The sequence below is a fragment of the Paenibacillus sp. FSL K6-1122 genome (assembly GCF_037977015.1).
GTDB lineage: Bacteria > Bacillota > Bacilli > Paenibacillales > Paenibacillaceae > Paenibacillus > Paenibacillus amylolyticus.
Window position 1 is genome coordinate 4,861,157 of sequence record NZ_CP150272.1, and the last position, 25,392, is coordinate 4,886,548.

28 protein-coding genes and 1 tRNA gene are annotated in these 25,392 nt (G+C 43.0%); 8 read left to right on the forward strand and 21 right to left on the reverse strand.

Annotated features, from left to right (window positions below):
* Nucleotides 1-156: 156 nt before the first annotated feature.
* The 3 genes from gndA to NSQ20_RS21855 all read right to left on the reverse strand — a co-directional run bounded on the left by gndA (nucleotide 157) and on the right by NSQ20_RS21855 (nucleotide 3,884).
* Entirely contained in the window at nucleotides 157-1,566 is a 1,410-nt protein-coding gene (gndA, locus tag NSQ20_RS21845; protein ID WP_036614715.1) for an NADP-dependent phosphogluconate dehydrogenase, read from the reverse strand.
* A 172-nt stretch (nucleotides 1,567-1,738) separates the two neighbouring features.
* Entirely contained in the window at nucleotides 1,739-2,338 is a 600-nt protein-coding gene (locus tag NSQ20_RS21850; RefSeq protein ID WP_036614719.1) for a hypothetical protein, read from the reverse strand.
* A 253-nt stretch (nucleotides 2,339-2,591) separates the two neighbouring features.
* On the reverse strand, nucleotides 2,592-3,884 hold the full coding sequence (locus NSQ20_RS21855; RefSeq protein WP_101313582.1) for an MFS transporter: 1,293 nt from the start codon (nucleotides 3,882-3,884) through the stop codon (nucleotides 2,592-2,594).
* A 176-nt stretch (nucleotides 3,885-4,060) separates the two neighbouring features.
* Between NSQ20_RS21855 and NSQ20_RS21860 the strand changes: the two genes are divergently transcribed.
* The gene (locus tag NSQ20_RS21860) at nucleotides 4,061-5,536 is read left to right on the forward strand and encodes an aminotransferase class I/II-fold pyridoxal phosphate-dependent enzyme (protein WP_036675042.1); all 1,476 of its coding nucleotides are present in this window, start codon (nucleotides 4,061-4,063) and stop codon (nucleotides 5,534-5,536) included.
* Between the two features lie 207 nt (nucleotides 5,537-5,743).
* Here NSQ20_RS21860 and NSQ20_RS21865 read toward each other — a convergent pair whose 3' ends face one another.
* The 9 genes from NSQ20_RS21865 to NSQ20_RS21905 all read right to left on the reverse strand — a co-directional run bounded on the left by NSQ20_RS21865 (nucleotide 5,744) and on the right by NSQ20_RS21905 (nucleotide 12,732).
* The gene (locus tag NSQ20_RS21865; protein WP_036614722.1) at nucleotides 5,744-6,061 is read right to left on the reverse strand and encodes a DUF1292 domain-containing protein; all 318 of its coding nucleotides are present in this window, start codon (nucleotides 6,059-6,061) and stop codon (nucleotides 5,744-5,746) included.
* A 97-nt stretch (nucleotides 6,062-6,158) separates the two neighbouring features.
* Nucleotides 6,159-6,713, reverse strand: coding sequence for a copper amine oxidase (locus NSQ20_RS21870; protein WP_036614723.1), 555 nt, complete (start codon nucleotides 6,711-6,713; stop codon nucleotides 6,159-6,161).
* A gap of 475 nt (nucleotides 6,714-7,188) precedes the next feature.
* Nucleotides 7,189-7,368 (reverse strand): hypothetical protein, encoded by a 180-nt coding sequence (locus NSQ20_RS21875; RefSeq protein ID WP_036614724.1) that lies wholly within the window; start codon nucleotides 7,366-7,368, stop codon nucleotides 7,189-7,191.
* A 142-nt stretch (nucleotides 7,369-7,510) separates the two neighbouring features.
* Complete coding sequence (locus NSQ20_RS21880; RefSeq protein WP_017687397.1) at nucleotides 7,511-7,930, reverse strand: organic hydroperoxide resistance protein; 420 nt, start codon at nucleotides 7,928-7,930, stop codon at nucleotides 7,511-7,513.
* 201 nt (nucleotides 7,931-8,131) lie between these two features.
* Complete coding sequence (locus tag NSQ20_RS21885; RefSeq protein ID WP_047843708.1) at nucleotides 8,132-8,818, reverse strand: hypothetical protein; 687 nt, start codon at nucleotides 8,816-8,818, stop codon at nucleotides 8,132-8,134.
* Between the two features lie 2 nt (nucleotides 8,819-8,820).
* Complete coding sequence (locus tag NSQ20_RS21890) at nucleotides 8,821-9,819, reverse strand: hypothetical protein (RefSeq protein ID WP_340030865.1); 999 nt, start codon at nucleotides 9,817-9,819, stop codon at nucleotides 8,821-8,823.
* Nucleotides 9,806-10,078: a hypothetical protein gene (locus NSQ20_RS21895; RefSeq protein ID WP_339186519.1), complete on the reverse strand. Its 273-nt coding sequence runs from the start codon at nucleotides 10,076-10,078 to the stop codon at nucleotides 9,806-9,808. Before NSQ20_RS21895 ends, NSQ20_RS21890 begins: the two co-directional genes overlap by 14 nt.
* Nucleotides 10,079-10,260: 182 nt before the next feature.
* On the reverse strand, nucleotides 10,261-12,471 hold the full coding sequence (locus NSQ20_RS21900; RefSeq protein WP_338706560.1) for a M1 family metallopeptidase: 2,211 nt from the start codon (nucleotides 12,469-12,471) through the stop codon (nucleotides 10,261-10,263).
* Nucleotides 12,472-12,659: 188 nt separating this feature from the next.
* A tRNA-Val gene (locus tag NSQ20_RS21905) sits at nucleotides 12,660-12,732 on the reverse strand.
* Between the two features lie 144 nt (nucleotides 12,733-12,876).
* Here NSQ20_RS21905 and NSQ20_RS21910 point away from each other — a divergent pair.
* The 3 genes from NSQ20_RS21910 (at nucleotide 12,877) to NSQ20_RS21920 (ending at nucleotide 14,165) form a co-directional block, all read left to right on the forward strand.
* Complete coding sequence (locus tag NSQ20_RS21910; protein WP_340030867.1) at nucleotides 12,877-13,134, forward strand: hypothetical protein; 258 nt, start codon at nucleotides 12,877-12,879, stop codon at nucleotides 13,132-13,134.
* A gap of 238 nt (nucleotides 13,135-13,372) precedes the next feature.
* On the forward strand, nucleotides 13,373-13,816 hold the full coding sequence (locus tag NSQ20_RS21915) for a GNAT family N-acetyltransferase (protein WP_340033048.1): 444 nt from the start codon (nucleotides 13,373-13,375) through the stop codon (nucleotides 13,814-13,816).
* A gap of 112 nt (nucleotides 13,817-13,928) precedes the next feature.
* Entirely contained in the window at nucleotides 13,929-14,165 is a 237-nt protein-coding gene (locus tag NSQ20_RS21920; RefSeq protein WP_017687389.1) for a DUF3892 domain-containing protein, read from the forward strand.
* A gap of 75 nt (nucleotides 14,166-14,240) precedes the next feature.
* Here the strand turns inward: NSQ20_RS21920 and NSQ20_RS21925 are convergent, their stop codons facing one another.
* From NSQ20_RS21925 to NSQ20_RS21940, 4 genes are all read right to left on the reverse strand, one after another.
* The gene (locus tag NSQ20_RS21925; RefSeq protein ID WP_338706562.1) at nucleotides 14,241-14,522 is read right to left on the reverse strand and encodes a hypothetical protein; all 282 of its coding nucleotides are present in this window, start codon (nucleotides 14,520-14,522) and stop codon (nucleotides 14,241-14,243) included.
* Nucleotides 14,506-14,727 (reverse strand): hypothetical protein, encoded by a 222-nt coding sequence (locus NSQ20_RS21930; protein ID WP_017687387.1) that lies wholly within the window; start codon nucleotides 14,725-14,727, stop codon nucleotides 14,506-14,508. The genes NSQ20_RS21925 and NSQ20_RS21930 overlap by 17 nt, the downstream gene beginning before the upstream one ends.
* 193 nt (nucleotides 14,728-14,920) lie before the next feature.
* Nucleotides 14,921-15,241, reverse strand: coding sequence for a DUF3889 domain-containing protein (locus tag NSQ20_RS21935; RefSeq protein WP_036614744.1), 321 nt, complete (start codon nucleotides 15,239-15,241; stop codon nucleotides 14,921-14,923).
* Between the two features lie 56 nt (nucleotides 15,242-15,297).
* Nucleotides 15,298-15,606, reverse strand: a complete 309-nt coding sequence (locus NSQ20_RS21940) for a hypothetical protein (RefSeq protein WP_340030868.1) — start codon at nucleotides 15,604-15,606, stop codon at nucleotides 15,298-15,300.
* 261 nt (nucleotides 15,607-15,867) lie between these two features.
* Here NSQ20_RS21940 and NSQ20_RS21945 point away from each other — a divergent pair, with 261 nt between their 5' ends.
* Nucleotides 15,868-16,770 carry a manganese catalase family protein gene (locus tag NSQ20_RS21945; RefSeq protein ID WP_340030870.1) on the forward strand — a complete coding sequence of 301 codons (903 nt, stop codon included), beginning with the start codon at nucleotides 15,868-15,870 and terminating at the stop codon, nucleotides 16,768-16,770.
* Nucleotides 16,771-16,993: 223 nt separating this feature from the next.
* Here NSQ20_RS21945 and NSQ20_RS21950 read toward each other — a convergent pair whose 3' ends face one another.
* Complete coding sequence (locus NSQ20_RS21950; RefSeq protein ID WP_340030871.1) at nucleotides 16,994-17,287, reverse strand: DUF6809 family protein; 294 nt, start codon at nucleotides 17,285-17,287, stop codon at nucleotides 16,994-16,996.
* Between the two features lie 142 nt (nucleotides 17,288-17,429).
* Complete coding sequence (locus tag NSQ20_RS21955) at nucleotides 17,430-17,609, reverse strand: ribbon-helix-helix protein, CopG family (protein ID WP_076328061.1); 180 nt, start codon at nucleotides 17,607-17,609, stop codon at nucleotides 17,430-17,432.
* A gap of 583 nt (nucleotides 17,610-18,192) precedes the next feature.
* Between NSQ20_RS21955 and NSQ20_RS21960 the strand changes: the two genes are divergently transcribed.
* The 3 genes from NSQ20_RS21960 to NSQ20_RS21970 all read left to right on the forward strand — a co-directional run bounded on the left by NSQ20_RS21960 (nucleotide 18,193) and on the right by NSQ20_RS21970 (nucleotide 21,833).
* A complete protein-coding gene (locus NSQ20_RS21960) occupies nucleotides 18,193-19,641 on the forward strand; it encodes an SIR2 family protein (RefSeq protein WP_340030872.1) in 1,449 nt (482 codons plus the stop codon).
* 22 nt (nucleotides 19,642-19,663) lie between these two features.
* Complete coding sequence (locus NSQ20_RS21965) at nucleotides 19,664-20,305, forward strand: TIR domain-containing protein (protein WP_340030873.1); 642 nt, start codon at nucleotides 19,664-19,666, stop codon at nucleotides 20,303-20,305.
* 337 nt (nucleotides 20,306-20,642) lie between these two features.
* The gene (locus tag NSQ20_RS21970) at nucleotides 20,643-21,833 is read left to right on the forward strand and encodes a TIR domain-containing protein (protein WP_340030874.1); all 1,191 of its coding nucleotides are present in this window, start codon (nucleotides 20,643-20,645) and stop codon (nucleotides 21,831-21,833) included.
* A gap of 546 nt (nucleotides 21,834-22,379) precedes the next feature.
* Here the strand turns inward: NSQ20_RS21970 and NSQ20_RS21975 are convergent.
* The 3 genes from NSQ20_RS21975 to NSQ20_RS21985 form a co-directional block, all read right to left on the reverse strand.
* Nucleotides 22,380-22,961 carry a DUF3221 domain-containing protein gene (locus tag NSQ20_RS21975; protein ID WP_340030875.1) on the reverse strand — a complete coding sequence of 194 codons (582 nt, stop codon included), beginning with the start codon at nucleotides 22,959-22,961 and terminating at the stop codon, nucleotides 22,380-22,382.
* Nucleotides 22,962-23,085: 124 nt separating this feature from the next.
* Nucleotides 23,086-23,415 (reverse strand): hypothetical protein, encoded by a 330-nt coding sequence (locus tag NSQ20_RS21980; RefSeq protein WP_340030876.1) that lies wholly within the window; start codon nucleotides 23,413-23,415, stop codon nucleotides 23,086-23,088.
* A gap of 231 nt (nucleotides 23,416-23,646) precedes the next feature.
* The gene (locus NSQ20_RS21985; protein WP_076250814.1) at nucleotides 23,647-25,362 is read right to left on the reverse strand and encodes an ABC transporter ATP-binding protein; all 1,716 of its coding nucleotides are present in this window, start codon (nucleotides 25,360-25,362) and stop codon (nucleotides 23,647-23,649) included.
* Nucleotides 25,363-25,392 lie beyond the last annotated feature (30 nt).

A 25,392-nucleotide genomic window follows, 5' to 3' on the forward strand; every position in this document is an offset into this window, starting at 1 on the left:
TCCATCAACACTATTACTGTATAACACAGTAAAAAAAGAGGCCTAGCGTTAACCGGCAATCACCGGAACGCCAAACCTCTTTTGAGCTCCTTAGCAGGCCAAACCTGCCACTTAAAGGGGCACTAGCCAAATCATAATAGAATTGTATATGTGGTACTACTCCATCCAGTTGTGGTGGAAGCTGCCTTCTTTGTCCACACGTTTGAACGTGTGAGCACCGAAGTAGTCACGTTGAGCTTGCAGCAAGTTTGCTGGCAAACGCTCTGTACGGTAGCTGTCGTAGTAAGAAAGAGCGCTGGAGAAGCCAGGTACCGGAACACCTTGTTTTACAGCAGCCGCTACAACTTCACGCCACGCGCCTTGATAAGACTCAACGATGTTTTGGAAGTAAGGATCCAAGAGCAGGTTTTTCAGTGCTGCGTCTTTATCATAAGCTTCTTTGATGTTTTGCAGGAACTGTGAACGGATGATGCAGCCACCACGGAAGATCATGGCAATGTTGCCGTATTTCAGATCCCAGCCATACTCGTCGGAAGCTGCACGCATTTGTGCAAATCCTTGTGCGTAGGATACGATTTTACTTGCAAACAATGCTTTACGAACGCTCTCGATGAACGCTTTTTTGTCGCCGGAGAACGCTTCAGTCGCTGGTCCATTCAGGATTTTGCTAGCTGCTACACGCTCGTCCTTCATGGCAGACAGGAAACGGGAGAATACGGATTCTGTAATCATGGACAATGGAACGCCGAGATCCAGCGCACTTTGGCTTGTCCATTTACCTGTTCCTTTTTGTCCAGCAGCGTCCAGAATAACGTCAACCATTGGTTTGCCGGTTTCCGGATCGTATTTAGAGAAGATATCTGCCGTGATTTCGATCAGGTAGCTATCCAGCTCTCCTTGATTCCATTCCGTAAAGATCGCATGCAGCTCTTCAACGGAAACGTTCAATACGGATTTGAGCAAGTGGTACGCTTCACCAATCAACTGCATATCTCCGTACTCGATACCGTTATGCACCATTTTCACATAGTGTCCGGCACCGTCTGGTCCAATATATGTACAACATGGATCGTCACCGACTTTGGCCGAGATTGCCGTCAGGATCGGTTCAACCAGTTTATAAGCACTTTCCTGTCCACCTGGCATGATGGAAGGGCCTTTCAGTGCGCCTTCTTCACCACCGGATACACCTGTACCGATGAAACGAATGCCTTTGTCTTCCAACTCTTTGCTGCGACGTTGCGTGTCAGGGAAGTATGCGTTCCCTCCATCAATGATGATGTCGCCCTCATCCAGGTGAGGAAGCAGTTGTTCAATGGTAGCGTCGGTCGCTTTACCAGCTTGTACCATGATCAAAATTTTGCGCGGGGATTCCAGGGATGCTACGAACTCTTCAATGGAGAATGAGCCTGTCAGGTTTTTACCTTCAGCTTCTTTCAGAAGATCATTGGTTTTCTCCGGGGAACGGTTAAATACCGATACTGAGAAACCTTTGCTTTCAATGTTAAGGGCCAAATTTTTGCCCATGACAGCCAGGCCAATTACGCCAATTTGTTGTTTTGTCATCTGGTCCTCCATCCTTTGCTCCAATTAATTTTATTGAAATAAATTCTCAACAATACTCCCATTTTAACGGTTTTATGTATAGAAGTGAACCCCGTGGCACAGCTACGCAACGAGAAAACACCCCAATCTGCTGAGGTGTTCATCGTATTTTCATAAATACGGCCTTATCTTGTCATCCTTCCAACATTAACAGATGTCCAGACAACTGTTTTAAGACTTGACGGCAAGCATTTGCTTTTTCGATATTATCCATCTGCATGGCCGTGTAGAGGCGCTCCAGTTCATCGTCTACTTCCATGCGCAACAACATGAGCCTTTCCTCGCCTTCACGCGAGAGGAACATTTCTTCCATCTCTTCCGCCGTCGGCGCAGGTTCCTTTTGAAAAATGACACGCTGTTTGAACCCAGACACTTCCACGAGCCGAATGACTTCACCGAATAAAATATTCTCCACGGTCATCTGCTGATCCTTAAATCGCTTCACAACCGCATGCCCGCGTGTATCTCCAATTAGCTTCTCCAGCCACTCTGCAAGTTTTGCATCCTTAATGATATAATCTCCAGTCATCTTGTAGTTCCCCGTGCGCGTCTGTTGAAAGCGGAGCTTTACCAGCTTGCGGCCGGTCCGGACTGACAGGATAAAAAAGGATTCGTCCTCGCTCCAATATAGTGAATATCCCTCACGAATAAGGTCTCTGATCAAATTTTGGATATGCCGACGGTTGAACCGCAGCTCCAGATTGCAATATTCAACTTCATAACTCTTATTCACGGCACTCCCTCCATCTGTACCGGATCAACTCCGGCCCTCGTCTTCAATCGCTTCTACTCAATCGGCTTACCCTATTTTATACTTCATTTTATGTAAGGGTACTTGGTTATTTGACTATTTTTCACCGAAAGGACCGCCGGATTGCAGCTTTCCGCAGACGCACAGGGGCAAGCCCCCGATTATCGTGATATATTGGACGCGAAAAAGGAAGCCCCACAACCAATACAGTTGGTGGAACTCCCTTTTCTTTTGCTTATTTGGCCGGAGCGGTGCGAAACGGATTGCGGGATAACACAAAGTGCACAACGGCAAGTCCTGCCATGACGATGGCACTGCCGATGAATGGAGCCGGATGGCTCACGTGGTCCCACAGCAGTCCGGAAACAATGGGGCCTACAACCATGCCTGATCCCTGCAATGTAAGGAAGAATCCCCAGATCGCACCCCGCTCCCCTTTGGGAATCAGCGTGGCTACAAAAGCATTCCAGGCGGGCAAAATCATGGCATAACTGATGCCCACCAGCATGACAACACCAAACACCACCGGAATGGATGTTATGGAGGAGAATGCAAACAGACTTGCCGCCGCCATCAAAAAACCAACATTCAGGAACGGTTTCGTCCCAAACCTGTCTACCATTTTACCAACAGGCAGCAAGGCAATAACGGTTATTCCACCACCCGCAATCAGCAACAAACTGTATAGATTCGGTGAGATGTGCAGGTCTGTGCGTGTATATAGCGTGATTACTGGACTGAGCAGCCCGATGACAAACGACTGCATAAACAGGGCAGGATAAACCAGTGGATTAACATTAAGTGTGCTGCGTACCCGTTGCAGTGTGTCCTTCACACTCTTTTGCAGCCGGATGAACGGCGTGAGCAGATTTGGTTTGGCTGGATATTTCACATCACTATTCTTCGCTGCTTGCTCGGCATGCTCTCCTTCAACAATGACACGTCCAGGAAGAATCATGGCCACCAGAATAACGAGAATGGCACAACCCATCAGCACGAGGAATATGGTGCGATAATCATGATGCGTGCGCTCCAGTAGCCAGTTCATGCCTATAGGTCCAAGCCCCGTTCCGCCGAGAGCAGCCATCTCCAGCGCCCCCATTGCTGTACCATTTTTGTTCTGTGGGCCTGACATCGCCGTCACGCCTGTCATGGCGCAAGGCCAGAGTGGTGACGTACCAATGCCAAGAATCAGACAGGCCATGGCCAGTCCAACGGCACTTTTGAGAAAAAGGATCATAATAACAGCGATTAAGGTACAGATTAATGCTGTAACCATCGTTGCGCGGAACCCGATCCGTTCTGCTGCCCAGCCGGAAGGCGCCCGAAACAGATTATCTCCCAAATATTGAAGAGCAAATGCCACACCAATGACGCCTGCAGACAGACCCAGTATATTGTCCATATACACCGGCAGAACTGCTACCAACAGGGCCCCTTTGATAATTTCAACTAGAAAAAGTGTCAGCCACATCGCGATAAAAAATGGTGATCGCAAAATTTTGGCTGGTTTTGTATCGGTTTGCATTCTTTTTCCCCTTTCGGCGTTCATTTGCCTATTCCCTATCCTTAGTGTAACCGTGGGGAATGTGTCCAAATCTCGGCAATTCAAAAAATTGTCGATTATACTGTTGCATTCGGTTCTTAATTTGCTATACTCATCTTTGTTTACCAATTTTATTAGGAAGGGTTGTGACAGCACTGATGAATCACCACCGTACGCCGCTGTTTACCGCTTTAAAAAATCATGCGGCACTCAATCCGGTACAGTTTCATATTCCGGGCCATAAAAAAGGATTGGGAGCGGATACCGAATTCCGTGAATTTATTGGCGATAATGCCTTCTCCATAGATTTGATTAACATCGCACCGTTGGATGACCTGCATCAGCCAACCGGTGTCATTCAGGAAGCACAGATTTTGGCAGCAGATGCCTTCGGAGCCGATTATACCTATTTTAGTGTACAAGGCACAAGCAGTGCCATTATGACCATGATTCTGTCTGTATGCTCACCGGGTGACAAAATTATTGTGCCCCGTAATGTGCATAAATCGGTTCTGTCCGCGATTATTTTCTCAGGCGCCAAACCCGTATTTGTTTCTCCTTCACAAGATCCCAATCTGGGCATTGACCACGGAGTGACCACACAGTCTATCCGTCGCGCACTTGAGCGTCATCCAGATGCCAAGGCATTGCTTGTAATTAACCCGACCTATTACGGCGTGGTTACAGATCTGAAAGAGATTGTTGAGCTGGCACACAGCTATCAAGTCCCTGTCCTTGTTGATGAAGCACACGGTGTACTCATTCATTTCCATGAGGATCTGCCGTTGTCTGCGATGGCAGCAGGTGCCGATATGGCTGCAACCAGTGTTCACAAGCTTGGTGGCTCCATGACACAGAGTTCCGTACTCAACCTGAACACGAAGAATGGGTTCGTGAATCCACAGCGTGTACAGACGATCCTGAGTCTGCTCACCTCAACATCAACTTCATACATTTTGCTTGCTTCACTCGATACATCAAGACGTAACCTGGCCCTCCACGGTCGTGAAATTGCACAGAAGGCGATTGAACTAGCTGAGTTTGCCAGACGTTCGATTAACGATATGGATGGCCTGTATTGCTTCGGTAGAGAGCTGCTGGGTACAGAAGCGACCTTCAATTATGACCCAACCAAAGTAACGATCCATGTTCGCCATCTGGGCATTACAGGGTATGAGACAGAGAACTGGCTGCGTGAACATTACAACATTGAGGTCGAACTTAGTGATATGTACAATATTCTGTGTCTCATTACGCCAGGAGATACGGATAATAGTGTGGATATCTTGCTGAACGCTTTGCAGGATCTCTCCCGTACCTATTATCAAGTGAACCCGGCCCATGAACTGGTCGTAAAAGTTCCGGATATTCCACAGTTGATGCTGACTCCACGTGATGCATTCTACGGTGATACCGAAGTGATTCCGTTTAAGGAATCCGCAGGACGTATTATCTCGGAATTCATCTATGTCTATCCGCCAGGAATTCCGATCCTGTTACCGGGTGAGGTTATCACCCAGGAAAACATCGACTACATCATCGATCATGTCGAAGTTGGATTACCCGTCAAAGGACCCGAAGATCGCAGCGTAACCAACGTTAAAGTGATCGTGGAAGCCGATGCCATTTTCTAGAACAACCTCCTTGCGCTGTGCAGGGGATAAACTTAAAGGACCAAGCCCTAGCTTGGTCCGTTTTTATTTTATGGGACAAGCGAGTTTGCATTTTCCCGTCTATTTCGTAGTTCAAACCGGTGGTGTAAATGCTCGTATACCTCTTAAAAAACAAACAAAAGGCCCCCTGAGATCAAGGAGCCTTCATGTTATGTTCCAAAAGAATGACTATTCTTGTGATGCAACGAGTTCGTTGTAAGCCGCTTCAACGCGGTTCCACTCTTCTTCGTCTTCAATATTGTAGAGCACCATTTCCTCGTCTTCTTCTTCCATACGCAGGATGATGCCGTCAGCTTCAGGATTGTTACGTTCCAGCAGGAGCGCATAAACATGCTTCTCCACGTCAAACGTCTCCACCAAAACCATCTCCACGTCTTGGCCGTTCTCGTCTGTTAATGTGAGAAGGACTTCTTCATGCTCGTGGTCGTGGTCGTGGTCTTGCCCGCATCCGCAGCCATCGCCGTGTTCATGTGTGTGATCGCTCATTGAAATACCTCGCTTTATAAATAGAAATTGTGTAACCTTGCATATCGTAACATGTTCAATGACACAGGTCAATTTAACTCACAGGGTTATTTTCGCTTCAATCGTTCAGCGCTGTAATGATTTTCTCCGCTACCAGGACGTAGCTGCTGTTTGCATTTTCTTTAATATGAAAGCCGACCTGATACTTGCCGGCACGACTGAAATCATACGTAAAATCATATGTGCGGAACCAGAAGTTATCCTTCTGGGTCGTAAGCTCCTGTGACTGGATATCCTTCACCTGACCGCTTGGATTGGTAATCGTTACTTTCACCGCAGCTACATCTGCTGTCAGACTGTCCACTTGTGAAAATACATTGAATTTCAGCTTACCTACGTTAACGTTGCCAAATACAGTGTCTCCCTTGAAGAGAAAAATATGTACATTCGGTTTGATCACCGTTACTCTCTTGTTACTGCTGTCCCATTTGACGACGCCTCCGGCTTCCCTGACAGGTACATAGGTCGTTCCATCAATGAGATAACCTCCATCAGCTGCTTCCTTGCCGTTAATGAGAACACGAATCTTCTCGTTCACCGAATCTGCAAACAATAAAGACCCGCCGAGCAAGGAGAATACCGTGACACAAAGCAATATTCGTTTCCATTTCATCCCGTCAATATTCCCTCCCCTGCTGCTAGCTGTTGTACATTTATACTGCAGATTCATCCACAAAGTTGCGCTGTTTTTCATCATTTTTCATTTTTTATCCAGAATTTTTTCCACCCCTTGGAATGCACAAAAAGAGGCGATCCTCATTAAAGGATGCCCCTGATCTATAATTGTTATATATACGGGATTATACGAAGAGTTTATGAAGAAGTATGGCGGGTCAATATACAGGGAACGCCCTTGCCTAAAGCCCCTTCAATTCTCATACGTGCAGCGTAATCCATACCTCGTGTACATGGTGTCTTACATCTCTCGCATACATCCGATGTGACCAACTTCATGGATACACGTATTTTATCACTCTTTAATGCGGGAGCTTTCTTACCTTTTGCCTTTGCCATCCCGGATTCCCCATTTCCCCAAGTGCTTACTGATGTAATGCATCATATGGGGATTCGCCCGGTTGTGTGTCTATTTAGAAAACGTATTTAAATAATAAAAATATGACAAGGAGGATACCTCCGAGAATGAGCCAGTTGCTGATTTCATACCAAATACCCTTGCCTCCGGACAGGTATTTCTGTTCATTCTCCTGATGACGCTGACGGTGGGTATCGGTCTCAGAGCCATGGGGTGGTTTGCTAAAATCCATCATAAGTACATTCCCCTTTCAGCAGTTTTGTGTAAACTTACTACCATTATAACCCACAATTGAGTGCGAAATTGATTTTTATGCATAAAAAACCAAAAAACCTCCGATTTCTCGGAGGCTTCTTATCAACAAATAGTATCAGTGATTACGCGAGTTCCACGTTAACATTCACGTTCCCTTTGATTCCTTTGGAATATGGGCAGTAGTCATGGGCAAGTTTCACAAACTTCTGTGCTGTTTCTTCATCTAGACCAAGGATTTTAACTTCCAAATCGACTTGAAGCTTCACGCCGTTATCCTCAGAGTCCGTCACCAACATTACGGTTGCAGCTACCGTACTTCTTTCAATCTCAACTTTGTGTTTCTTCAATTGAAACTCCAGTGCGGAGTTAAAACAAGCACTATATCCTGCTGCAAACAACTGCTCCGGATTGGTAGCTGTCGTCACTTGTCCTCCGAGTTCAGGCGGTGCAGCAACATCCAACATAAACACGTTATCTGGGGATTGTACGATGCCTTGACGTCCACCTGTATTGATTACTGTAGTTTCATATAATGTTTTCATGTGTAAGACTCCTCTTCAACATTTATTTGTATTGGTTAAACATGATTTCTTGTTTTTTTGTTTTGCTAACAATTTGATTGTACACAATTTAATTGTGTTTGTAAACCATTATTTAAACAATAAAAGAAGAAGCCGCTTACATAGCGACTTCTAAGCGAAACTTTTATCGTCATCACAGGTCATACACGATCGTCATTCCAATCAGTTACTCCAGATATCCACTTTCATCTGTGCACATTTGAAATACTTGGCCTCAGCCTTACTTGTAGTCAGTTTCAAAAGACATTGCAGTTCTCCATGTTGGAACAACCCACCGCTAAGGTCAGCAGCAACACCGCCATATTGATCATCCGCACCAAGCCATACGGACGGTCTCTCGAACCCAGCTGAGAACTGTAATCCGGTACAGAGCAACACAGTGAGATTCTTACGGTTCTGTGCTTCATCTCCTGCTACGCCATGTGTGGTGAAGAACACCATGTTTTGATTAAAATCCGTGTACGTTCCATCTGCTTTATAGGCACGGACCATACCATATTTCTGATTTACGTTTTGAAAAAAAGTGATTCCGGCCTTGCTATCCTTCGATTTAATGCCAACCTGAACTGAGATTCCAATGTTCCCGTTTAATTGCAGCGCTTCCAAAGTGATTGCAATTGCTGTTACTTTCGAGCTGTCAATCAGATGTTTCATTTTTAACTCTGCCGTGGCTCCTGCCGTTGTCGGAGTTGTAACAGTAATGGTCCCTCTGTCGGGCAAAGGTTCAAACGTAGGGGTGCCCACCACCTCCACCCAATCCGGTAACGTTCCGTAAAGAAAATCAGCCACAAGCTGTTTGTGAACCTTTCCAAAGGGCACAATCTGACCCGCTGCATCACGTATAACCATCTCTACACCCCCACCGAATAGGCTACACCGATATTATGATCGGTATTGTAATACACGTACACTACGCCGTCCATAACGGACACCATCAAGGATTGCATGTTGGTCGTTTCCCAATTCAATGCCGGAAAATATATATCTGTAGGTTTGTCCAGCAGTTGACGAAAGTCTGCGCTGATCTTGGCAATGGCAGGCCGGGCTACCGTCGTAACCCCACCGGAAGCATAAGCTGATAACATACCCAGCCACCACATGCTCCCTTTGTACATAAATACACCAGCATTGGGTCTCGAAATGTTTTCTCCTGCACTTAAAGTGGCATCATTCCCACCCATTAATGGTCTTGGATCAGCTAACCAGCTACGTCCGTCATGTGAATGCCAGATACATTTACGACCAAAGTCCCCACCGCCCATCACTGAGAAACCGATCCATTTGCCACCATTTCTGAAACACGAGAAATATCCGGTATGACCATCACCTGGGAACCCGGGAGGTTTGTCCAAAATCAAACCCACTCTTGTCCAGTTGATCATGTCTACAGAGGTCGCAAGTGCCGTTGATTGATTGATCCCCAGTCCGTTTTGTTGATAATACATAAAGAACAATTGTTCTTCTTCGTTCCAGATCACAAATGGAGTTTCCGTCGAATTCCCAACCACAGTATCGAGATACACCTGTCCGTGTTTAGTCCATGGTCCTGTCGGGCTGTTCGAGTAGGCTAGTCCAATTCCTCCGATGTGATTATGGTTGGTAGAATACGTAGCATAATAATCTGCTTTTGCATCAGGAATAAGCCCCTTCACCTTGATCGCCCGAAACCAATAGATCGATTGAAGGCCCGCCATTGCAGCGGTATACATAGGATTGTCCATTTTTTTATCAAATTGAGGCGTGTACATCCGTCTGGATTCTGCATCGCAATAATCATAAGGCGCAACGGCCCTGTTTGCCTTCATCGCTGCGTCGAGTGCTGTCTGAGCAATATTTTCAGTCATAGACATGGGAACTCAACTCCTTCGTACGTAGGGTAATACAGTGTACCAGTGGCATATATAAAATATCCGAAGTATATTTTAATAGGATTGAAAAATTAACAACATTACCCTCATTCGCAGCCGGCTTCTGAGTAATACAAATGATAGGACAAATTCTAGCATTATATGAATACGCTTTCATTTTGTTTATTCCTTTATTTCCTTTACAGTTGTAATCAGCAACTGTCCCTTTCATTGGTACGCCCGGATAATGTTGATCCTTCATATTAATCCCTCCTATTGTTTTCTCCCGATAAGTATATTCATGAAGTTGCCTTTGTGTTAAAGCATTATGCCCATCTTACAGCCTATTATTCTAAGTCTGGTTTTCATATAAAACATAAACAGGCTAACCAATACAAATTGGCTAACCTGTTTGAACGAAGAAACTGCAAAACCAATTCCTTATTACTCCGCAAAAAGTGAAGATATGGGATTCGCAACTTTTTTATTGGATTTCTCCTTGCCTTGGTTATCCAATACATAGTACTGGTAAAAGTCGTTAGTGAAGCCGATAGACTCCTGTATTTTCAGCTTAAAAGCTTCAAATGCCTCATCACTCAGATGATCCTCATTCCAGAAATAATGAAGCATCAATCGATTCTGGTTATAGGGATGTTTGATAACATATGCACCAGCCGTGAGAGGTTGATTCATGGTATTCTTCCAAGGAAACCCCGTCTGTTTCGTTCGATCAATAATGTTAAGTTTTAAAGCCTGCACCAATCCGTTTGACTTGGCATTGCCAATGACAATAAGGTTGCTGTTGCCGATCTTTTTTTTCATCTTTTGCTTCAGTTCCTTACGATCCCTTATAATGTCGTATTTCATACCAGTCATATCAAGGAATCCGGTCAACTGATTAACCATATCTTCCTGCTGTTTAGTTGCAAGCTTACTCACCTGATCGCTGAGCACAATGGTTAATTCCTCGCCTTGAAGGGCTTTGTCCATCAATCGATTCATCACTTCATAAGGCAGATTAGGAACCATACCCATGACAGCCTGATATTGCACTTGTAAGACATCATGCACATAGGCGGCGGTCTCTTCCTGTGATAATTGGTATTCCGGCTTTAAGACAAAATCAGGCTGATATAGGGCCATCTGCATTTCTGAACGTATTTCTTTACCAAGCACATCTTCAATGGTTTGAAGCAGCCCCTCTACCGTTGCATTTTGGTACACGTAGCGTTTGAAATATGTCCTCATCAACTCGTCAAATTTCTCTTCACCGACGGAACGGTAAAGCTGATAGATCGCTTGTCGCCCCTTCTGATAATATACCAAACTTGCCAAATCCCCAGCTTCATCGTTTGTTGACGCAATCGCCATATCTACGGGCGCAGTATCAAACTGTATGGATCTGAACCCATTTAGCTTGTCTCCCTGTTTCTCGGCAAAATACACCATGGAGAAATCAGCAAAGCCTTCATCCAGAAAGGATTCTGTCTCCGAATTATTACCGATCAATGCATGGAACCACTGATGCGCTATTTCATGAACAAATGTTGTGTCTTCTTCTGGAACAGCACCATTTTGAATCTGTCCCATCTGGATGAGCCTCGCATACTCCACGGCAACGCCTTGTACATACGTCTCGACAATTCGGAACTCTGGATAGGGATACTTGCCATATTTCTCACTATAGAAATCGATGACCTTGAATGCCTGATTAATGTAGCGGTCAACTATCTTTTTCTTGGATGGATCATCGTTGTAATAATAGTATTCCACCGTCAGACCGTTACGAGTAACACTCTCCACTTGAAGGTTTGGGCTAGCAAAGAATACAAACTCCCTTGTGTTCTCGGCCACAGCAGAAACAACTTTACGACCATGTTCTATACTGATTTGAGTGGTGATCGTACCCGGCATGGCTACTTGATACTTATCAGGAACATTTAATTGAACTTCAAAGTCCGATGAGGTGTAATAATCGCTCTCAAATGTTTGACTATACGGTGCCTTGTTCCATTGATGCTTAACCTCGTCGTATACAGACATCACCGGGAACCAATGTGCACCATTGATCATGTCCTTGTAGTAGGAAACTCGCTGGGAGCCGTAGGGTATATTCAACTGAAACTCCAGTTGGAATGATACCGATTCACCTGGTTGTACGGGCTTCTTCAACTGCACGGTCAACGCTTGGTTTTCCTTATGGAAGTCCAGCGATTGGCTATCTGCGCTTACAGCCTGAATATCGATGCCACCCAGAAAGTCCTCCGCTGTCTTCTCCGGGTGATCTTCACTAATCTTCTCATTATGCTGTTGGTACATGCTCGCCTGTGTAGACTTGGAGAGGTTTGCATCAGCATATGTATGAAGAACCACCTGCTGGAGGGTATCCTTGCTTGTGTTGTGATACGTTACCTTCTCGCTCCCCTGGATCGTCATGTCCTTCTCATTCAGCCGAGCCTGAATTTGGTATTGAATTGGCGTCTGCTCTAGAGAGTCTTTTGGTGTGTTATATATCTTCGTAGATACAGGTGCTGGGCCTGCTTCCGCGGCAACAACCCCCATGTTGGCAAGTGGGCTTGTTGCCAGTATTAAAGCCAGTGTACCCGCGATCCCTACTCTGGCTAACTTTGATGTAAATGGACTTGAATAGTTCATAAGTTCTCTCCTTCTTCTGTTCTATGTTGACCTCAGAACCAAGTATAGAAGACGAACCTTACGCTGAATTTATGTTTTATTTAAGTTTTGTTTAAAAAGAGGAAGAGAAACTGAAACTATCGCAAATCGCATTCATGTCTGTATGTAAAAAAAGAAAAGAAGCCTTACAATGTAAGGCTTCTCATGTATGATCTGTAGTGGGCTCGAACCACTGACCCCTACCCTGTCAAGATAGTGCTCTCCCAGCTGAGCTAACAGATCATGATATATAATTGTTTCCCAATCAAGTAACAGTATCATATCAAGTAACCGTGTTCATTGTCAATGATTTATTTGGTTATAATTCACCCGAAATGGTGCACAATAAAGGAAAGATTACCATTTCTACAACGAGGTGAATTCCCTATGAGAAACATAACAAAACGGTCAAAATCTAATAAACATACATTTACCAAATGCTTCTTTCTCTTTGCTGGGCTTATGATTCTCATTACAACCGTCACTGGTTGCGGCTTGGAGAAGGATGAACATACGGTACAATTCCAACAATTACAACAGCCCAATGAAAATAGTGAGTCTCTGCCCGTCTGGCTGGACGTATACTCCAAATCTGTAATTCATGATGTGTATTCTCCGCGAGGAAGCAGTGAAGTCTTGCCGTGAAGGTTAACAGGTGAATTACTCATCTTCATCCCACTTGCGTGAGTATGCTTTCTTCGTAACGTAATACAACAGAGTAATCATTCCCGCCGACATTAGCAATGTAATTACCATGATGCCTGTCATGCCCATCACTACCCCCTCCTCTCCCAATATGTTCCAGACTTCACTATACAGGAAAAACATTTTTTTGTATAATTCAGTCTGATATGTCGCGCAAGAGCAGAAAGAAGGAATGGAATTGGCAGCTGAGATTAGTTATGTATCGACAGAAGAACAACTGGAGCAAGCCTTGGGAATTCGCCATCACGTTTTTGTAATCGAGCAACAGGTGCCTGCCGAGATTGAGATTGATCAATATGATGTCATCAGTCCGGATGTGCATCATGTATTGTTAAGTACGGATGGCCAAGCTGTAGCCACAGGACGTCTGATCTATTACAGCAAGGATACGGCCAAAATGCAGCGGATCGCTGTGCTTGAATCTCATCGTTCATTTGGTTATGGACGTGTGCTTCTGCTCGCGATGGAGGAGCTGGCACGTGAACTCGGCTTATCCTATTCTGTACTGGATGCGCAGTGTCAGGCACAGAAATTCTATGAAAAACTGGGTTATGGAGTGATTTCGGAAGAACCTTTTTATGATGCAGATATTCTGCATGTTCGTATGAGAAAGAGCTTGTAAAACCTCGACGTTGGCAGCTCTTATCAGCATATGGTGCATACTTCCGAGGAAATCGGATAGGCTAATCAGGTAGACAGATTCCTATCTCGTCATATAAGGAGAGTGTGACATCATGGATCAAACGACACGCGAGAGTTTCACAGCAGTACAGAAAAATGGTGACGGTGACCTGACAGCTTTTCAGACTTCAGCAGGACGCGTACTGGATTATCAGCAGGCACTTGCAGAAGTAAAAGCTGGTGCTATTGCCGGTGTGAATGTATTTAAAGGCAAGGATGGCGAAATGTACATTCGCGGAGATGCCGACGGTGACCCAACCAACAACCTGGACCAACTTCCCCATTTCTAAAATAGATGCACATGTCGTACATGTGACACAATAAGCGCCGATCCGGATATCCGGGTTGGCGTTTTCTTATTAGAATTAATAGTCCGTAAAATATTTTACGGAATCACCGGAAGGTTGGCTTTTGCGAATCGGCTGTTGTGCCTGTTCCCATGCCTGCAAAATCTGTATCCCTTCAAGACTAGATCGGTTCTCCCACGCGATGTGCCCGGTGCGTTCAAGCTCCAGCAATGAGTCATGAATGTAAGCTTTGCTTCGTCCCGTCTTGGTCTCCAGTTCATCCATACGCGGCAGCCTGCGCCGTTGTCCTGCATAGTTCACCATAATACGTAAAATCTTGCGTTCAAAGTCGTTCAGCATACTTCACCTCCCCATTCAGATCGGTAACAGGACGCCATGCCAGAATACCTTGCTCCAGAAATGTACGGGGCGAGCCTTCTTTTCCCGCTGATGCTCTAATCATCCCGCCACGTACACTGTTAATTCGAATCTGTCGCTGCGTAATCTGCCCTGCACGATCCATGTAGACAAGCTCCACCATCTGGCCAATATATTTCCCTAGCATAATCATCCCTCCGGTAAGAACGTTTGTTTGTATTTCATATTATATGCGAACATAAGTTCTTTATTCAATAGTAAAAAAAGGATTTTGTAAAATAAAAAAAACCAGACTTTCACCTTAATGATTAAGGCAGTCTGGTTCAACCCATAGTATAGCTAATATGAAAACATGGCTTGTAATGACCAAGTCCAGCGGATCAGTGTCGATCCGATTCGGAAAATTGTACTTTCTTTAATTGCTGTGTAGATGGATTAAAATCAACATTTACATAGACTGCGAATTGCTTGCCGTCTTTCGCACGAACCCATAGCTTGAACTGTTCCCGTGATTGATCTGCTGTTAGAGAGGTGCGACCGATATGCTTATAGTCCAAAATATCCACATTATACTTGGTCTGTGTTTCTTTGACCGCAATAATTCCCCACTTCGCATAATCAGGGATGGCGGCGCCTGTGCCTGATGTAATTCCGGCTAAACTCAGAACTACCGACATGACGGTAACGATGAGCATTCTCATTTCACTCACTCCTTGGGACAATATGTTTCTGTTATATTGCCCGTCCGGGTTTCATTTTACACGAATAAACGAAAGATCCAGGCCAGTGGCCGTAGGGAAAAAGGAACCACATGAACAAGTCGGTCAAACGAATCAGGAGGCTCCGTCCGGAAACTCATTCCCCAGTCACCCGAGAAAAAGTGTTGTTGTGTCTTCGGCTCCTCAGGACGATCCAACCCGTATTTCTTTTCAAGTAACTGCCGTGTTTCTTCATCCACCTGAACCTCATTCGTAACGACATATGCTGTGGCAAACTCGCTGCTTATGTACATCTGAATCATTAGAAACATCACAATCCCAACTATTTGTATCCAACGCTTGTTCATCTCTTACTCCTTTATGGATTCATGACTCTCTTCTCTTGTACGTGAAGACTCGTTTGAATGTTTGATTATACATAAATTTGACCGTATTGGAAATAACAAATGGGAGAAGAGTTGGGGCATGCGTTATGCGATGCTTAAGTCCCATTTGGTTGATTTTTTGTTTAAAAAACCCAATAGACGTGTAATAGGCCATGACAGAGTGACTCCACGATCTGAAACCCTACACGATCTGCAATACCAATATGAGGAGGCTACACCCGAATGTTCAAACGCTTGGATGAAATCCTGATTGAGATTCCCAATGTCGAGAAGCCAGATCCGAATGCTGCGGCAGCTATACAAGAATTACTCGGCGGCAAATTCGGAGAAATGTCAACGTTGAACAACTACCTCTATCAATCGTTTAATTTTCGATCCAAAGAAAAGCTGAAGCCCTTCTATGACCTCGTCATGAGCATTACGGCCGAAGAATTGGGTCATGTTGAGCTCGTGTCTCATGGCATCAATCACTGTCTGCGGGGTTCTACAGAATACAAAGAACCGGACGATACACCGCTGGGTTCGGTCAAAGACGCGCGTCTCTCCTATCACTATCTTGCAGGAGCTCAAGGTGCGATGCCATTCGACTCCATGGGCAACCCGTGGACGGGGGCGAATGTATTTAACAGCGGTAATCTGGTCGAGGATCTGCTGCATAACTTCTTCCTTGAATGTGGCGCTCGTACCCATAAGATGAAAGTATATGAGATGACGGATCACCCGGCAGCCCGGGAAGTGGTTGGTTTCCTACTGGTACGTGGCGGCGTGCATGTTGTCGCATATGCAAAAGCACTTGAGATTGCAACTGGCGTAAATGTGACCAAGCTGGTTCCCATTCCTTCACTGAACAACAAAGCCTTCAACGAGGCTCGCAAATATGAAGAAAAAGGGGTACACACCAAGCTGTATACCTATAGTGATAAAGATTTCAATACGATTGGACAGATCTGGAAAGGAACTCACCCGGAAGATGGACAACCTCTTGAAGTCATTCAAGGGATACCTGAAGGATTCCCGATTCCAGAAGCCCCTGCGGTCGAGGAAGAGTTCGCACCGGGCATCTCACAAGAAGACTTTAAGGAAATTGCACGTCGTCTGAAAATGGCGGGGAATATTGCGGATTAAGGAACATTTGTTTAACAGGTTCTTTCCCTATATATAGGTTTTTTAACTCTATGTTTAAGTGAAGCCCTCGAACCCTGCTGCTTAATGCAGAGAGGATTGGAGGGCTTTGTTATACTAAATTTATGATACAATTTTATGGTGCAAAATAAGTATGTTGTATGCACGTCATTTCCTGAGAACTTAGCTGTAAAAGTAAACCGGATCTCTGCTGACATCGTTAAACTTAGTTAAACTCCAACACCGATTCCTCACGCTGACTCATGACTTCAATTAACATGTTGGCACCCAGACGAAAACCTTGTGCAAACGCTGCTTCCGTATGCATGCCCTCACATCTGCCACACAAGTCAAATAACTGTTCAAGCTCACGGAATTCTTCATCGCTCAATCGATTCTTCCATTGCTCTGTCAGAGCTGCAATCTGCCGTCCTAACGCTTGGTATTCAGGATGTGTCGGCATCATCATCTCATCCGGTCGAAGTCGTCCATTATATAATGCTTCTAATATCGAATTCATTTGCATCCTCCTGTATATCAATTCGCACCTCACTTGAATGAACGTTCTACACATGGTAGGATATTTATGCAGTCGCTCATTTAAGTGATTGCGGGATAGGAAGCAGCGGTGTTCTTCGTCGGACTTACGCTGCTTTCTTTTTTTATTTTTGGAGTTCGTCGTAAATCTTCTCAATCCCTTTGCGAACGATGTCTGATCGATTCGTATTCAGCTTCTCAGCCGAAATATCGAGCTTGTTCATAATTTCCTGATCAACACGGATTTTGATCGTTTCGCTTTTGGGATTGTCAGACAGCGGACGTCCCATCTTCTTGGCGGACATTGCTTCACCTCACTTTTTGTGCCAACAATAATAGTATAGTTGTTGTTGGCACAAAAAGTCAACGCAAATAACCTGCCGATAAACAGCTTTTCTTCTCGGCAGGTTATTGCTTTTAGAACATAAAAACATAAAAACTGCTGTCTTGTGTAGCGACAATCACTGAATATATCCAACCATATTCCCTTGTTATGAGCTCTGCCCCTAAAGCCTCCGTGTTTCACATGCTATTTTTTTCTATATGCTTTATGTCCAGTTTAACCAACTTCAAAAAAGCTTCACTGTAATTTCTTCACGAAACGCTGGAATTCAAACTAAGTCATCGTAATACTTTTACCCTTTTCAAACTCTAGAAAAAATTGCATAATATAAATGTAATATGTTTCCATGCAAACAACCTCGACATTATTTCATTGCCACAACATAGTTCAATATAATCCATTACTCCTTTTAAAAGCGGAGCAGTAAGAGTAGGTCTTGTAATAGCATCAAAGTTATACAAGTATCTTCGACCGTAGTTTGTTTAAGATTTGGAATAATTCAGGATTCAATATCTTAATATGTAATAATGATAGGGGGAAATACTTTGATAACTAAAGATATTATCGAATTTTTAAAAAGCTATACAATCGCTATTGAAGAATCTAATGCTGCTGTATTTGCAGGAGCAGGATTATCAAAACCTGCTGGATTCGTCAATTGGAAAGAACTGCTCAGAGACATAGCGGAAGAAATCAGTTTGAATATTGACAAAGAAAGTGATCTTATAGCAGTAGCTCAATATCATGTTAATGAAAGCGGAGGAAATAGAGGGAAAATTAATCAGACACTAGTTGATGAGTTTACAAAAGATGCAGAGTTCACTGAAAACCACAAAATTTTATCAAGATTACCTATAAATACATATTGGACAACAAACTATGATACTCTCATTGAAGGAGCTCTGAAGAGTGAAGGTAAAAGAATTGACACCAAAATCACTACAGAAAATTTGGCAATCACCAGATCAAATAGCGATGCCAAAATTTATAAAATGCATGGAGACATATCATTACCTCATGATGCTGTATTAACTAAGGACGATTATGAAAATTACAATAGTAAAAGACAATTATTCACAACCGCTCTTCAAGGCGATTTAGTCTCAAAAACGATGCTTTTTATTGGATTTAGTTTCGACGATCCTAATTTAGAATATATACTTAGCCGAATAAGAATACTTTTAGAGCAAAATAAACGAACCCATTACTGTTTTATGAAAAAGGTACAACGGGAAGACTTTAATGAAGAAACAGAGTTCCATTATGCTGAGATAAAACAGAAATTGAAAGTTAATGATCTGAAAAGATATAGCATAAAAGTGTTATTAGTGAATGAATATCCAGACATTACTACCATACTCAAAGAATTAGAACAACAATACAAGAGGAGAAATGTATTTATTTCTGGTAGTGCTTCAAATTATGGTAGTTGGGGTGAAAAACGCTGTTTAGAATTTGCTAGTAACCTTAGTAAAGCTATTATTAAGAATGGTAACAATATTGTTACGGGTTTTGGCCTCGGAGTAGGCAGTTGTGTAATCTCTGGAGCATTAGAGGAAATTTATAAAACGCGAAGTCAACGAGTGGAAGAACGGTTGATCTCACGACCATTTCCGCAAAATACAACTGGTCAAATACCTTTGAACGAATTATGGACTACACATCGAAATAACATGATTCAAAATGTCGGGATTTCTGTATTCATATTTGGTAATAAAATCGATATATCCACAGGAAATGTTACTCAGGCTAGCGGTATGATTGAAGAGTTCAAAATAAGTTTAAGTTGCGGTGCAGTTCCCATTCCAATCGGTGCAACTGGCTTCACTGCCAAAGAAATTTGGGAGACCGTTATGAGAGAATTCGATTGTTACGTCCCTATTCCCAGTTTAAAACCATTATTTAGTTTATTAGGTGATGAAACCAAATCAGACGAAGCATTGATCAAAACTGTAATTGAGATCATCAAAAAGCTCGCAAATCGAAATAAATAGTCTAACCAAGGAGGAACTAAATATGGCTCACAAAACCTTCATTTCCTACAAGTTTAAAGAAGCACAACAAACAAGGGATAGAATAATAAGCGCTCTAAAAGATGATGCTCGATATTACAAAGGTGAAACGAGTACTTCGCCGAATCTGACTGATAGGAAAACAGAAACTATTAAATTCCACCTTAAAAATATGATTTTTAACACATCTGTTACTATAGTTATAATATCTCCCAATTTAAAACAAAGTAACTGGATTGACTGGGAAATTGAATATTCTCTTAAAGAGGTTAAACGTGAAGAATCAATTTCAAGAAGCAATGGTATTGTGGGTGTGATTCAAAAAGATTATTTAGGCGGATATGGATGGATACTCAAATCAGTTGTGAATGCCGATGGATGTACCTCAAGAAGTATTGACGACAGTAAGCTATATGACATTATTAATAAAAATCGAATGAATTTGAAGAACCCAGTTTACTCTTGTCAACATTGTAAGTCTGTAAGCTCAATGGATGGCTCTTATATCTCTTTGGTTACCGAAGATGACTTTATTGCTAAACCCCAAAAATATATTGAGAATGCATATGAAAAGAGTAAAAGGATTTCCGATTTTAATATCACCAAACTAAATCAATCTCAAAAGAGCTGGTGGTCAGCTTGGTGAATTTTTATAATATGTATACTCAGGGATAATATCAAGCTATTTTTTTGAGTAGGTCAAATGTTTTGTTTCCCACAAACAATAACTGTCTGGAAAACACGAACCGTAGTAAAAGTGGGCTTAGAGGAGGAGGACAAGACGTTTTATACCTTACCCTCGTTTTACTTGTCTTGCAACGTGATTTACGAACACAGCATAAAATCTGCAACATTCATTATGAATTCGAAGAAAGAAATGTCCTTTACACGCTGTTTTCATATTTCATGTCTACTTCTAGACTTAAAATTGAAATTGAAAATTAGCATTCGCTCAACAACAAACAATAATAGGAGTTGATACATTGTCTGGGTATACTAAACATATGTGTGACAGTGATACTTTCAAAGCTAAAAATGATTTGAATAAATTCACACGCTCGATTATAACAATTTTACCATATGACTATAGTTCCGAAACAATTGTCGAATTATTGTATAAATATTACCCTTACGAGATGTTTTTAATTAATGAGAAACATAGATATTATTCAGATAAAGAAAAAAGTTTGACTTCAAGAGGAAGAAAATCAAGATACAATTTCCCTTCACTACATAGCTTAACTAAATCATTATCAGTACACAACAAATTAATTTCAAATGATTATAAAATTCAACACCAACAAAAATTTGATGAAACAAAACAACTTGAAAACATCAAGACTTTTTCAATTGAAAGAACTCCTAAGATCAAAAAAGTAGTTGATAAAATTGAAAAAGCGAAACAGAAAACACAACAAGTCGAGCCGGAATTTCTTGACTCTTTAATGGGACTCTATGATAGAAAAAACACATCACAAAAAGATAAATTGTACATTATTAGAGAACTTCAAAAGTATTACTGCCCTAAAGTAATCAGATTTTTCAGTAAAAAGGTAGATACTGAATTCAACAACCAACTAAGAGAAATGGCATTCTTTCATTTACAATCATTAGGCTTCCAGCCTGTATTGAGAAAGCAGAAATATATGAGAATCCCAAGTAAAAACGAAAAAAGACGAGACTTTCTTAAAAACATATATATGAAAGAACGCTATAACATAAAAGAAATCCCGCAAGAACTGGAGTACAGAATTGAGAACTCAAAGGAACAAAAAATAAAAACGTATGACTTTTTCATCTCTCATAGTAGTGCTGATTATAGTGTAGTACAAATGTTGGTTCAACATCTTAATAAAAATAAAAAGAACATCTATTGTGACTGGATAAATGATAATGATTATTTAAAACGACACCTTGCAGGAGAGGCTACTCTCAATGTAATCTTAAAAAGGCTACAGCAATCAAAAGAACTTATATTTGTAATATCAGAAAACTCTTTAAAATCAAATTGGTGCAAATATGAATTGAATGAAGTCTATCTTCAAAAAAAAGAAATCTACTTCATAAAAAAGGAGGATATAGAAACAGGTAATTTTGAGTACTCAAGATACAAGAATGATTGGTTTATTGACGCGTCATATAAACAAATGAACTTATTTGAAATGGCAACATAATTATAGATAGTCATTATAATGTAATAATAGTATGAAGATCACACCGTACAGTGCTTAGCTACATGACGGCGGTCGAGTCGAACCAAAGAATAATATAATCATGAAAGGCCACCTTGCCGGTTCTGAAGGTGGCCTTTCATGTCGATTTATTGCTGATTCCCATGTTTTCAAATCTACCTCGTAAAAAACAAACCACGGATTATTCGACACATATGCATACAAATTCAAACTCAACGGATCATTTCACCGTTGTACTAATATCCTACTTGTGCCGTGTCTCTCTTGACTTGAGTCATATAGTTGCAGGTATCATGCCGATATTCACTAGTGACAGCCTTGATCTCTTTGTCCAAATCTCAGGAGTAAATCTTCTATGTATCTGGAAATGGACTCACTTCCGTCTTGTTCAGTGAAATTTCTTTTAACTACTCGTTAATTCATACACTTAACTTACGCACCGATTCCAAATCATGTTTATCTCGGGGTAACATCTCTCTAATATTCATACAATGTTCTCTCCCCACCATCATAATGCCATGAATCCCCTCAATTTCCGCCCTGCTTCCCCACTTGCTCCTCGTCCTTCACGGTCACATGCACGGCTTGCCCTTCATTCGCTGTCATCGCATCTCGAATAAGAAGGGTCCATGCCCCTGAATCTGCATCAAACCGCTTGTCCTCAATGACTGGAACACGGATGTTCTCTGCATCAGATGAAAGAAGTCCGCTACGAATCGCATCGGCATCTGTCATATGCGCACCATCCGGTGCCACTGGACAAGATACCGCTATCTTTTCTGCTCTGGCCTCCCCAGGATAGGGTTGATTTTCCGGGCCTCCATCCGTCCAGACTTCAATATAAGAGCCGATCTGCGGATCAGGCGCATTGGAGAACCATTTTGCCGGATAATACCGACTTCCTCCTCCGTTCGCATTGAAATCCTCATATGCGGGATCAACCACAAGAATGGAATTGTCTTTACGATCAACCACATAACCAGTGAATCCATCTTCACTTGGTGCATTCGCTTGAGTCTGCACAGAGTTGCACTCGATATGTCCTGAACATCCCGTAAGGCATACGATTAGGATTGAGAGCAATATGAGGACTAAACGAAGATTGGACATCTGTAAATCCCCTTTAATAACACCTCTTTCTAAATTTAACGTTCCATATCAGTTTATTGTTACAAATACAGCGGTTAGCTCACCCTTAACTTCCTGACGGGCTCAACACGATCAACCCAAATATTCACTTCTTCATATCCCTTTTATACACGTACCTTCCCCATACCACCAACGCCGCACACAACAAGATCACACAATAAGCCCATACAAAAAACATAGCAAGCCCCAACCCGATGTTGGCATCCAGGCGCTTATCAAAGATCTCTGTGTATAGCGAAAAACCGAGTGGCACGGCGCCAACAACGAAAAGTCCAATGGACCATCCACCCCAGCGTTGGAAACCGGACCCCGCACGACTTCTGGAAAGTTTGCGAATCCCTTGAGTCAGTAGCCACCAAATCAGAATAAATAATAGACAGGTTATAAGAATTTTCAGCATATCGTTCAACTGCATATCGTGTACCTCCTATATCTTGCAAGATGATGAACATATCTTACACGTTAAGTGTTCTCTTTACTATATTACCCGTTTCCACATCCATGATCACAGGCAGATATGAGCACAGTACCCCTGACCCACAATTGATCATGAAAAAGAAAAAAACGCCAACGTCCTGACTCCTTCCAAGTCAAGAACGATGGCGTTACTTCTCGTATTTACATTGTTACATCCACATCGAATAGGTTACGCGCCAAACTGCGCATAGTGAAGGCGGCTGTACACCCCACCTGCTGCGAGTAATTCTTCATGACGCCCCTGCTCCGTAATGCCTTGTTCAGCAACGACAATAATGCGGTCTGCATTTTTGATCGTAGCCAATCGGTGAGCAATAACCAGTGTGGTCCGGCCCTCGGACAGCTCAGCAAGGGATTGCTGAATCGCCGCTTCCGTTTCTGTATCCAGAGCAGATGTTGCTTCGTCCAGGATCAGAATTGGCGGGTTTTTCAGGAACATACGGGCAATAGACAAACGCTGTTTCTGTCCACCGGACAGCTTCACGCCGCGTTCACCAATTAACGTATCCAATCCTTCCGGCATCGATTGAATCAAAGGTTCCATCTGTGCACGTCTGGCGGCCATCCAGATTTCTTCTTCGGATGCATCCAGCTTGCCGTAGGCAATATTCTCCCGAATGCTTCCATCGAAGAGGAACACGTCCTGTTGTACAATTCCGATATGACTACGTAAGGAGTCCAGTGTCATATCCTGTATCTCCTGCCCATCAATCGTGATGCGACCTTCCAGCACATCATAGAACCGTGGCAGCAGACTGCATAGCGTTGTTTTACCTGCCCCCGATGGACCGACAAGCGCTACGGTTTCACCTGCACGTACGTTTAGATCAATACCTTTGAGCACAGGCTCCTGATCGGAATAACCAAAGGTCACTTGCTCATAACGGATATCTCCACGCAAATGGGATACCGTAACGGCTCCTGGACGATCTTCCACATCCGGTTCCATATCAAGCAGCTCCGTATAACGTTTGAAGCCTGCAATCCCTTTTGGATACGTCTCAATAACCGAGTTGATCTTCTGGATCGGTGTCAGGAACACATTGGATAACATAATAAATGCAATGAACTGACCGTAGGTCATACTGCCTTGAATGACAAACCACGTTCCGCATACCAGGACAAAGAGGGATACCAACTTCATCAGCATATAACTGACAGAGGAGTTCCAGGCCATGATTTTGTATGCGATTAGCTTGGTCTGACGGAAACGACCGTTGTTCACAGCGAATTGTGCTTTTTCATGCTCTTCATTAGCAAAAGCCTGAACAACACGGATACCCGTAATATTGTTCTCTACGCGAGCGTTGAAGTCCGCAATATCTCCGAACATTCGGCTGAATGCCTTGGACATTTTGCTACCAAAGTAGAGCGACAGATAGATAATCAGCGGTACGATAATAAAGGTTAACACCGCCAGATTCCCGTTAATGCTCATCATGATGCTAAATGCACCAATCAGTGTCATCACCGCAATAAATACATCCTCTGGACCATGATGGGCAATCTCACCGATATCCATCAGGTCGTTAGTCATGCGGGACACGAGGTGTCCTGTTTTTGTATTATCGAAGAAACGGAACGATAACTTCTGCACATGATTGAACAGACTTTTACGCATATCCGTCTCGATGTTAATACCGAGCTTGTGTCCCCAATAGGTAACCACGAAGTTGAGAAATGAATTCAATAAGTAGATGCCGAGCAATGCCAGACACGCCCATAGAATCCAGTCCCAGCGGCCGCCTGGCAGCAGATCATCGACTACCCGGTTGACTGCCAGTGGAAAAGCCAGCTCCAGCAGGGCGACTAAAATCGCACAACTGAAGTCAAGAATAAAGAGCTTTTTGTAAGGCCTATAATAGGCAAAGAAACGGCGAAGCATGGACTGAAGTCCTCCTTATGCAACCACACA

What these genes read in the sequence shown, in the direction of transcription:
- NSQ20_RS21890 (WP_340030865.1), bottom strand. Translation starts at nt 9,819, where the DNA reads ATGTCTATGACTGAAAATATTGCTCAGACAGCACTCGACGCAGCGATG.
- NSQ20_RS21925 (WP_338706562.1), bottom strand. Translation starts at nt 14,522, where the DNA reads ATGCTGAACGACTTTGAACGCAAGATTTTACGTATTATGGTGAACTAT.
- NSQ20_RS21860 (WP_036675042.1), top strand. Translation starts at nt 4,061, where the DNA reads ATGAATCACCACCGTACGCCGCTGTTTACCGCTTTAAAAAATCATGCG.
- NSQ20_RS21870 (WP_036614723.1), bottom strand. Translation starts at nt 6,713, where the DNA reads ATGAAATGGAAACGAATATTGCTTTGTGTCACGGTATTCTCCTTGCTC.
- NSQ20_RS21985 (WP_076250814.1), bottom strand. Translation starts at nt 25,362, where the DNA reads ATGCTTCGCCGTTTCTTTGCCTATTATAGGCCTTACAAAAAGCTCTTT.
- NSQ20_RS21865 (WP_036614722.1), bottom strand. Translation starts at nt 6,061, where the DNA reads ATGAGCGATCACACACATGAACACGGCGATGGCTGCGGATGCGGGCAA.
- NSQ20_RS21910 (WP_340030867.1), top strand. Translation starts at nt 12,877, where the DNA reads ATGAGAAACATAACAAAACGGTCAAAATCTAATAAACATACATTTACC.
- NSQ20_RS21945 (WP_340030870.1), top strand. Translation starts at nt 15,868, where the DNA reads ATGTTCAAACGCTTGGATGAAATCCTGATTGAGATTCCCAATGTCGAG.
- NSQ20_RS21900 (WP_338706560.1), bottom strand. Translation starts at nt 12,471, where the DNA reads ATGAACTATTCAAGTCCATTTACATCAAAGTTAGCCAGAGTAGGGATC.
- NSQ20_RS21980 (WP_340030876.1), bottom strand. Translation starts at nt 23,415, where the DNA reads ATGCAGTTGAACGATATGCTGAAAATTCTTATAACCTGTCTATTATTT.
- NSQ20_RS21920 (WP_017687389.1), top strand. Translation starts at nt 13,929, where the DNA reads ATGGATCAAACGACACGCGAGAGTTTCACAGCAGTACAGAAAAATGGT.
- NSQ20_RS21855 (WP_101313582.1), bottom strand. Translation starts at nt 3,884, where the DNA reads ATGCAAACCGATACAAAACCAGCCAAAATTTTGCGATCACCATTTTTT.
- NSQ20_RS21885 (WP_047843708.1), bottom strand. Translation starts at nt 8,818, where the DNA reads ATGGTTATACGTGATGCAGCGGGTCAGATTGTGCCCTTTGGAAAGGTT.
- NSQ20_RS21950 (WP_340030871.1), bottom strand. Translation starts at nt 17,287, where the DNA reads ATGAATTCGATATTAGAAGCATTATATAATGGACGACTTCGACCGGAT.
- NSQ20_RS21940 (WP_340030868.1), bottom strand. Translation starts at nt 15,606, where the DNA reads ATGAACAAGCGTTGGATACAAATAGTTGGGATTGTGATGTTTCTAATG.
- NSQ20_RS21955 (WP_076328061.1), bottom strand. Translation starts at nt 17,609, where the DNA reads ATGTCCGCCAAGAAGATGGGACGTCCGCTGTCTGACAATCCCAAAAGC.
- NSQ20_RS21930 (WP_017687387.1), bottom strand. Translation starts at nt 14,727, where the DNA reads ATGCTAGGGAAATATATTGGCCAGATGGTGGAGCTTGTCTACATGGAT.
- NSQ20_RS21935 (WP_036614744.1), bottom strand. Translation starts at nt 15,241, where the DNA reads ATGAGAATGCTCATCGTTACCGTCATGTCGGTAGTTCTGAGTTTAGCC.
- gndA (WP_036614715.1), bottom strand. Translation starts at nt 1,566, where the DNA reads ATGACAAAACAACAAATTGGCGTAATTGGCCTGGCTGTCATGGGCAAA.
- NSQ20_RS21875 (WP_036614724.1), bottom strand. Translation starts at nt 7,368, where the DNA reads ATGATGGATTTTAGCAAACCACCCCATGGCTCTGAGACCGATACCCAC.
- NSQ20_RS21880 (WP_017687397.1), bottom strand. Translation starts at nt 7,930, where the DNA reads ATGAAAACATTATATGAAACTACAGTAATCAATACAGGTGGACGTCAA.
- NSQ20_RS21895 (WP_339186519.1), bottom strand. Translation starts at nt 10,078, where the DNA reads ATGAAGGATCAACATTATCCGGGCGTACCAATGAAAGGGACAGTTGCT.
- NSQ20_RS21975 (WP_340030875.1), bottom strand. Translation starts at nt 22,961, where the DNA reads ATGTCCAATCTTCGTTTAGTCCTCATATTGCTCTCAATCCTAATCGTA.
- NSQ20_RS21965 (WP_340030873.1), top strand. Translation starts at nt 19,664, where the DNA reads ATGGCTCACAAAACCTTCATTTCCTACAAGTTTAAAGAAGCACAACAA.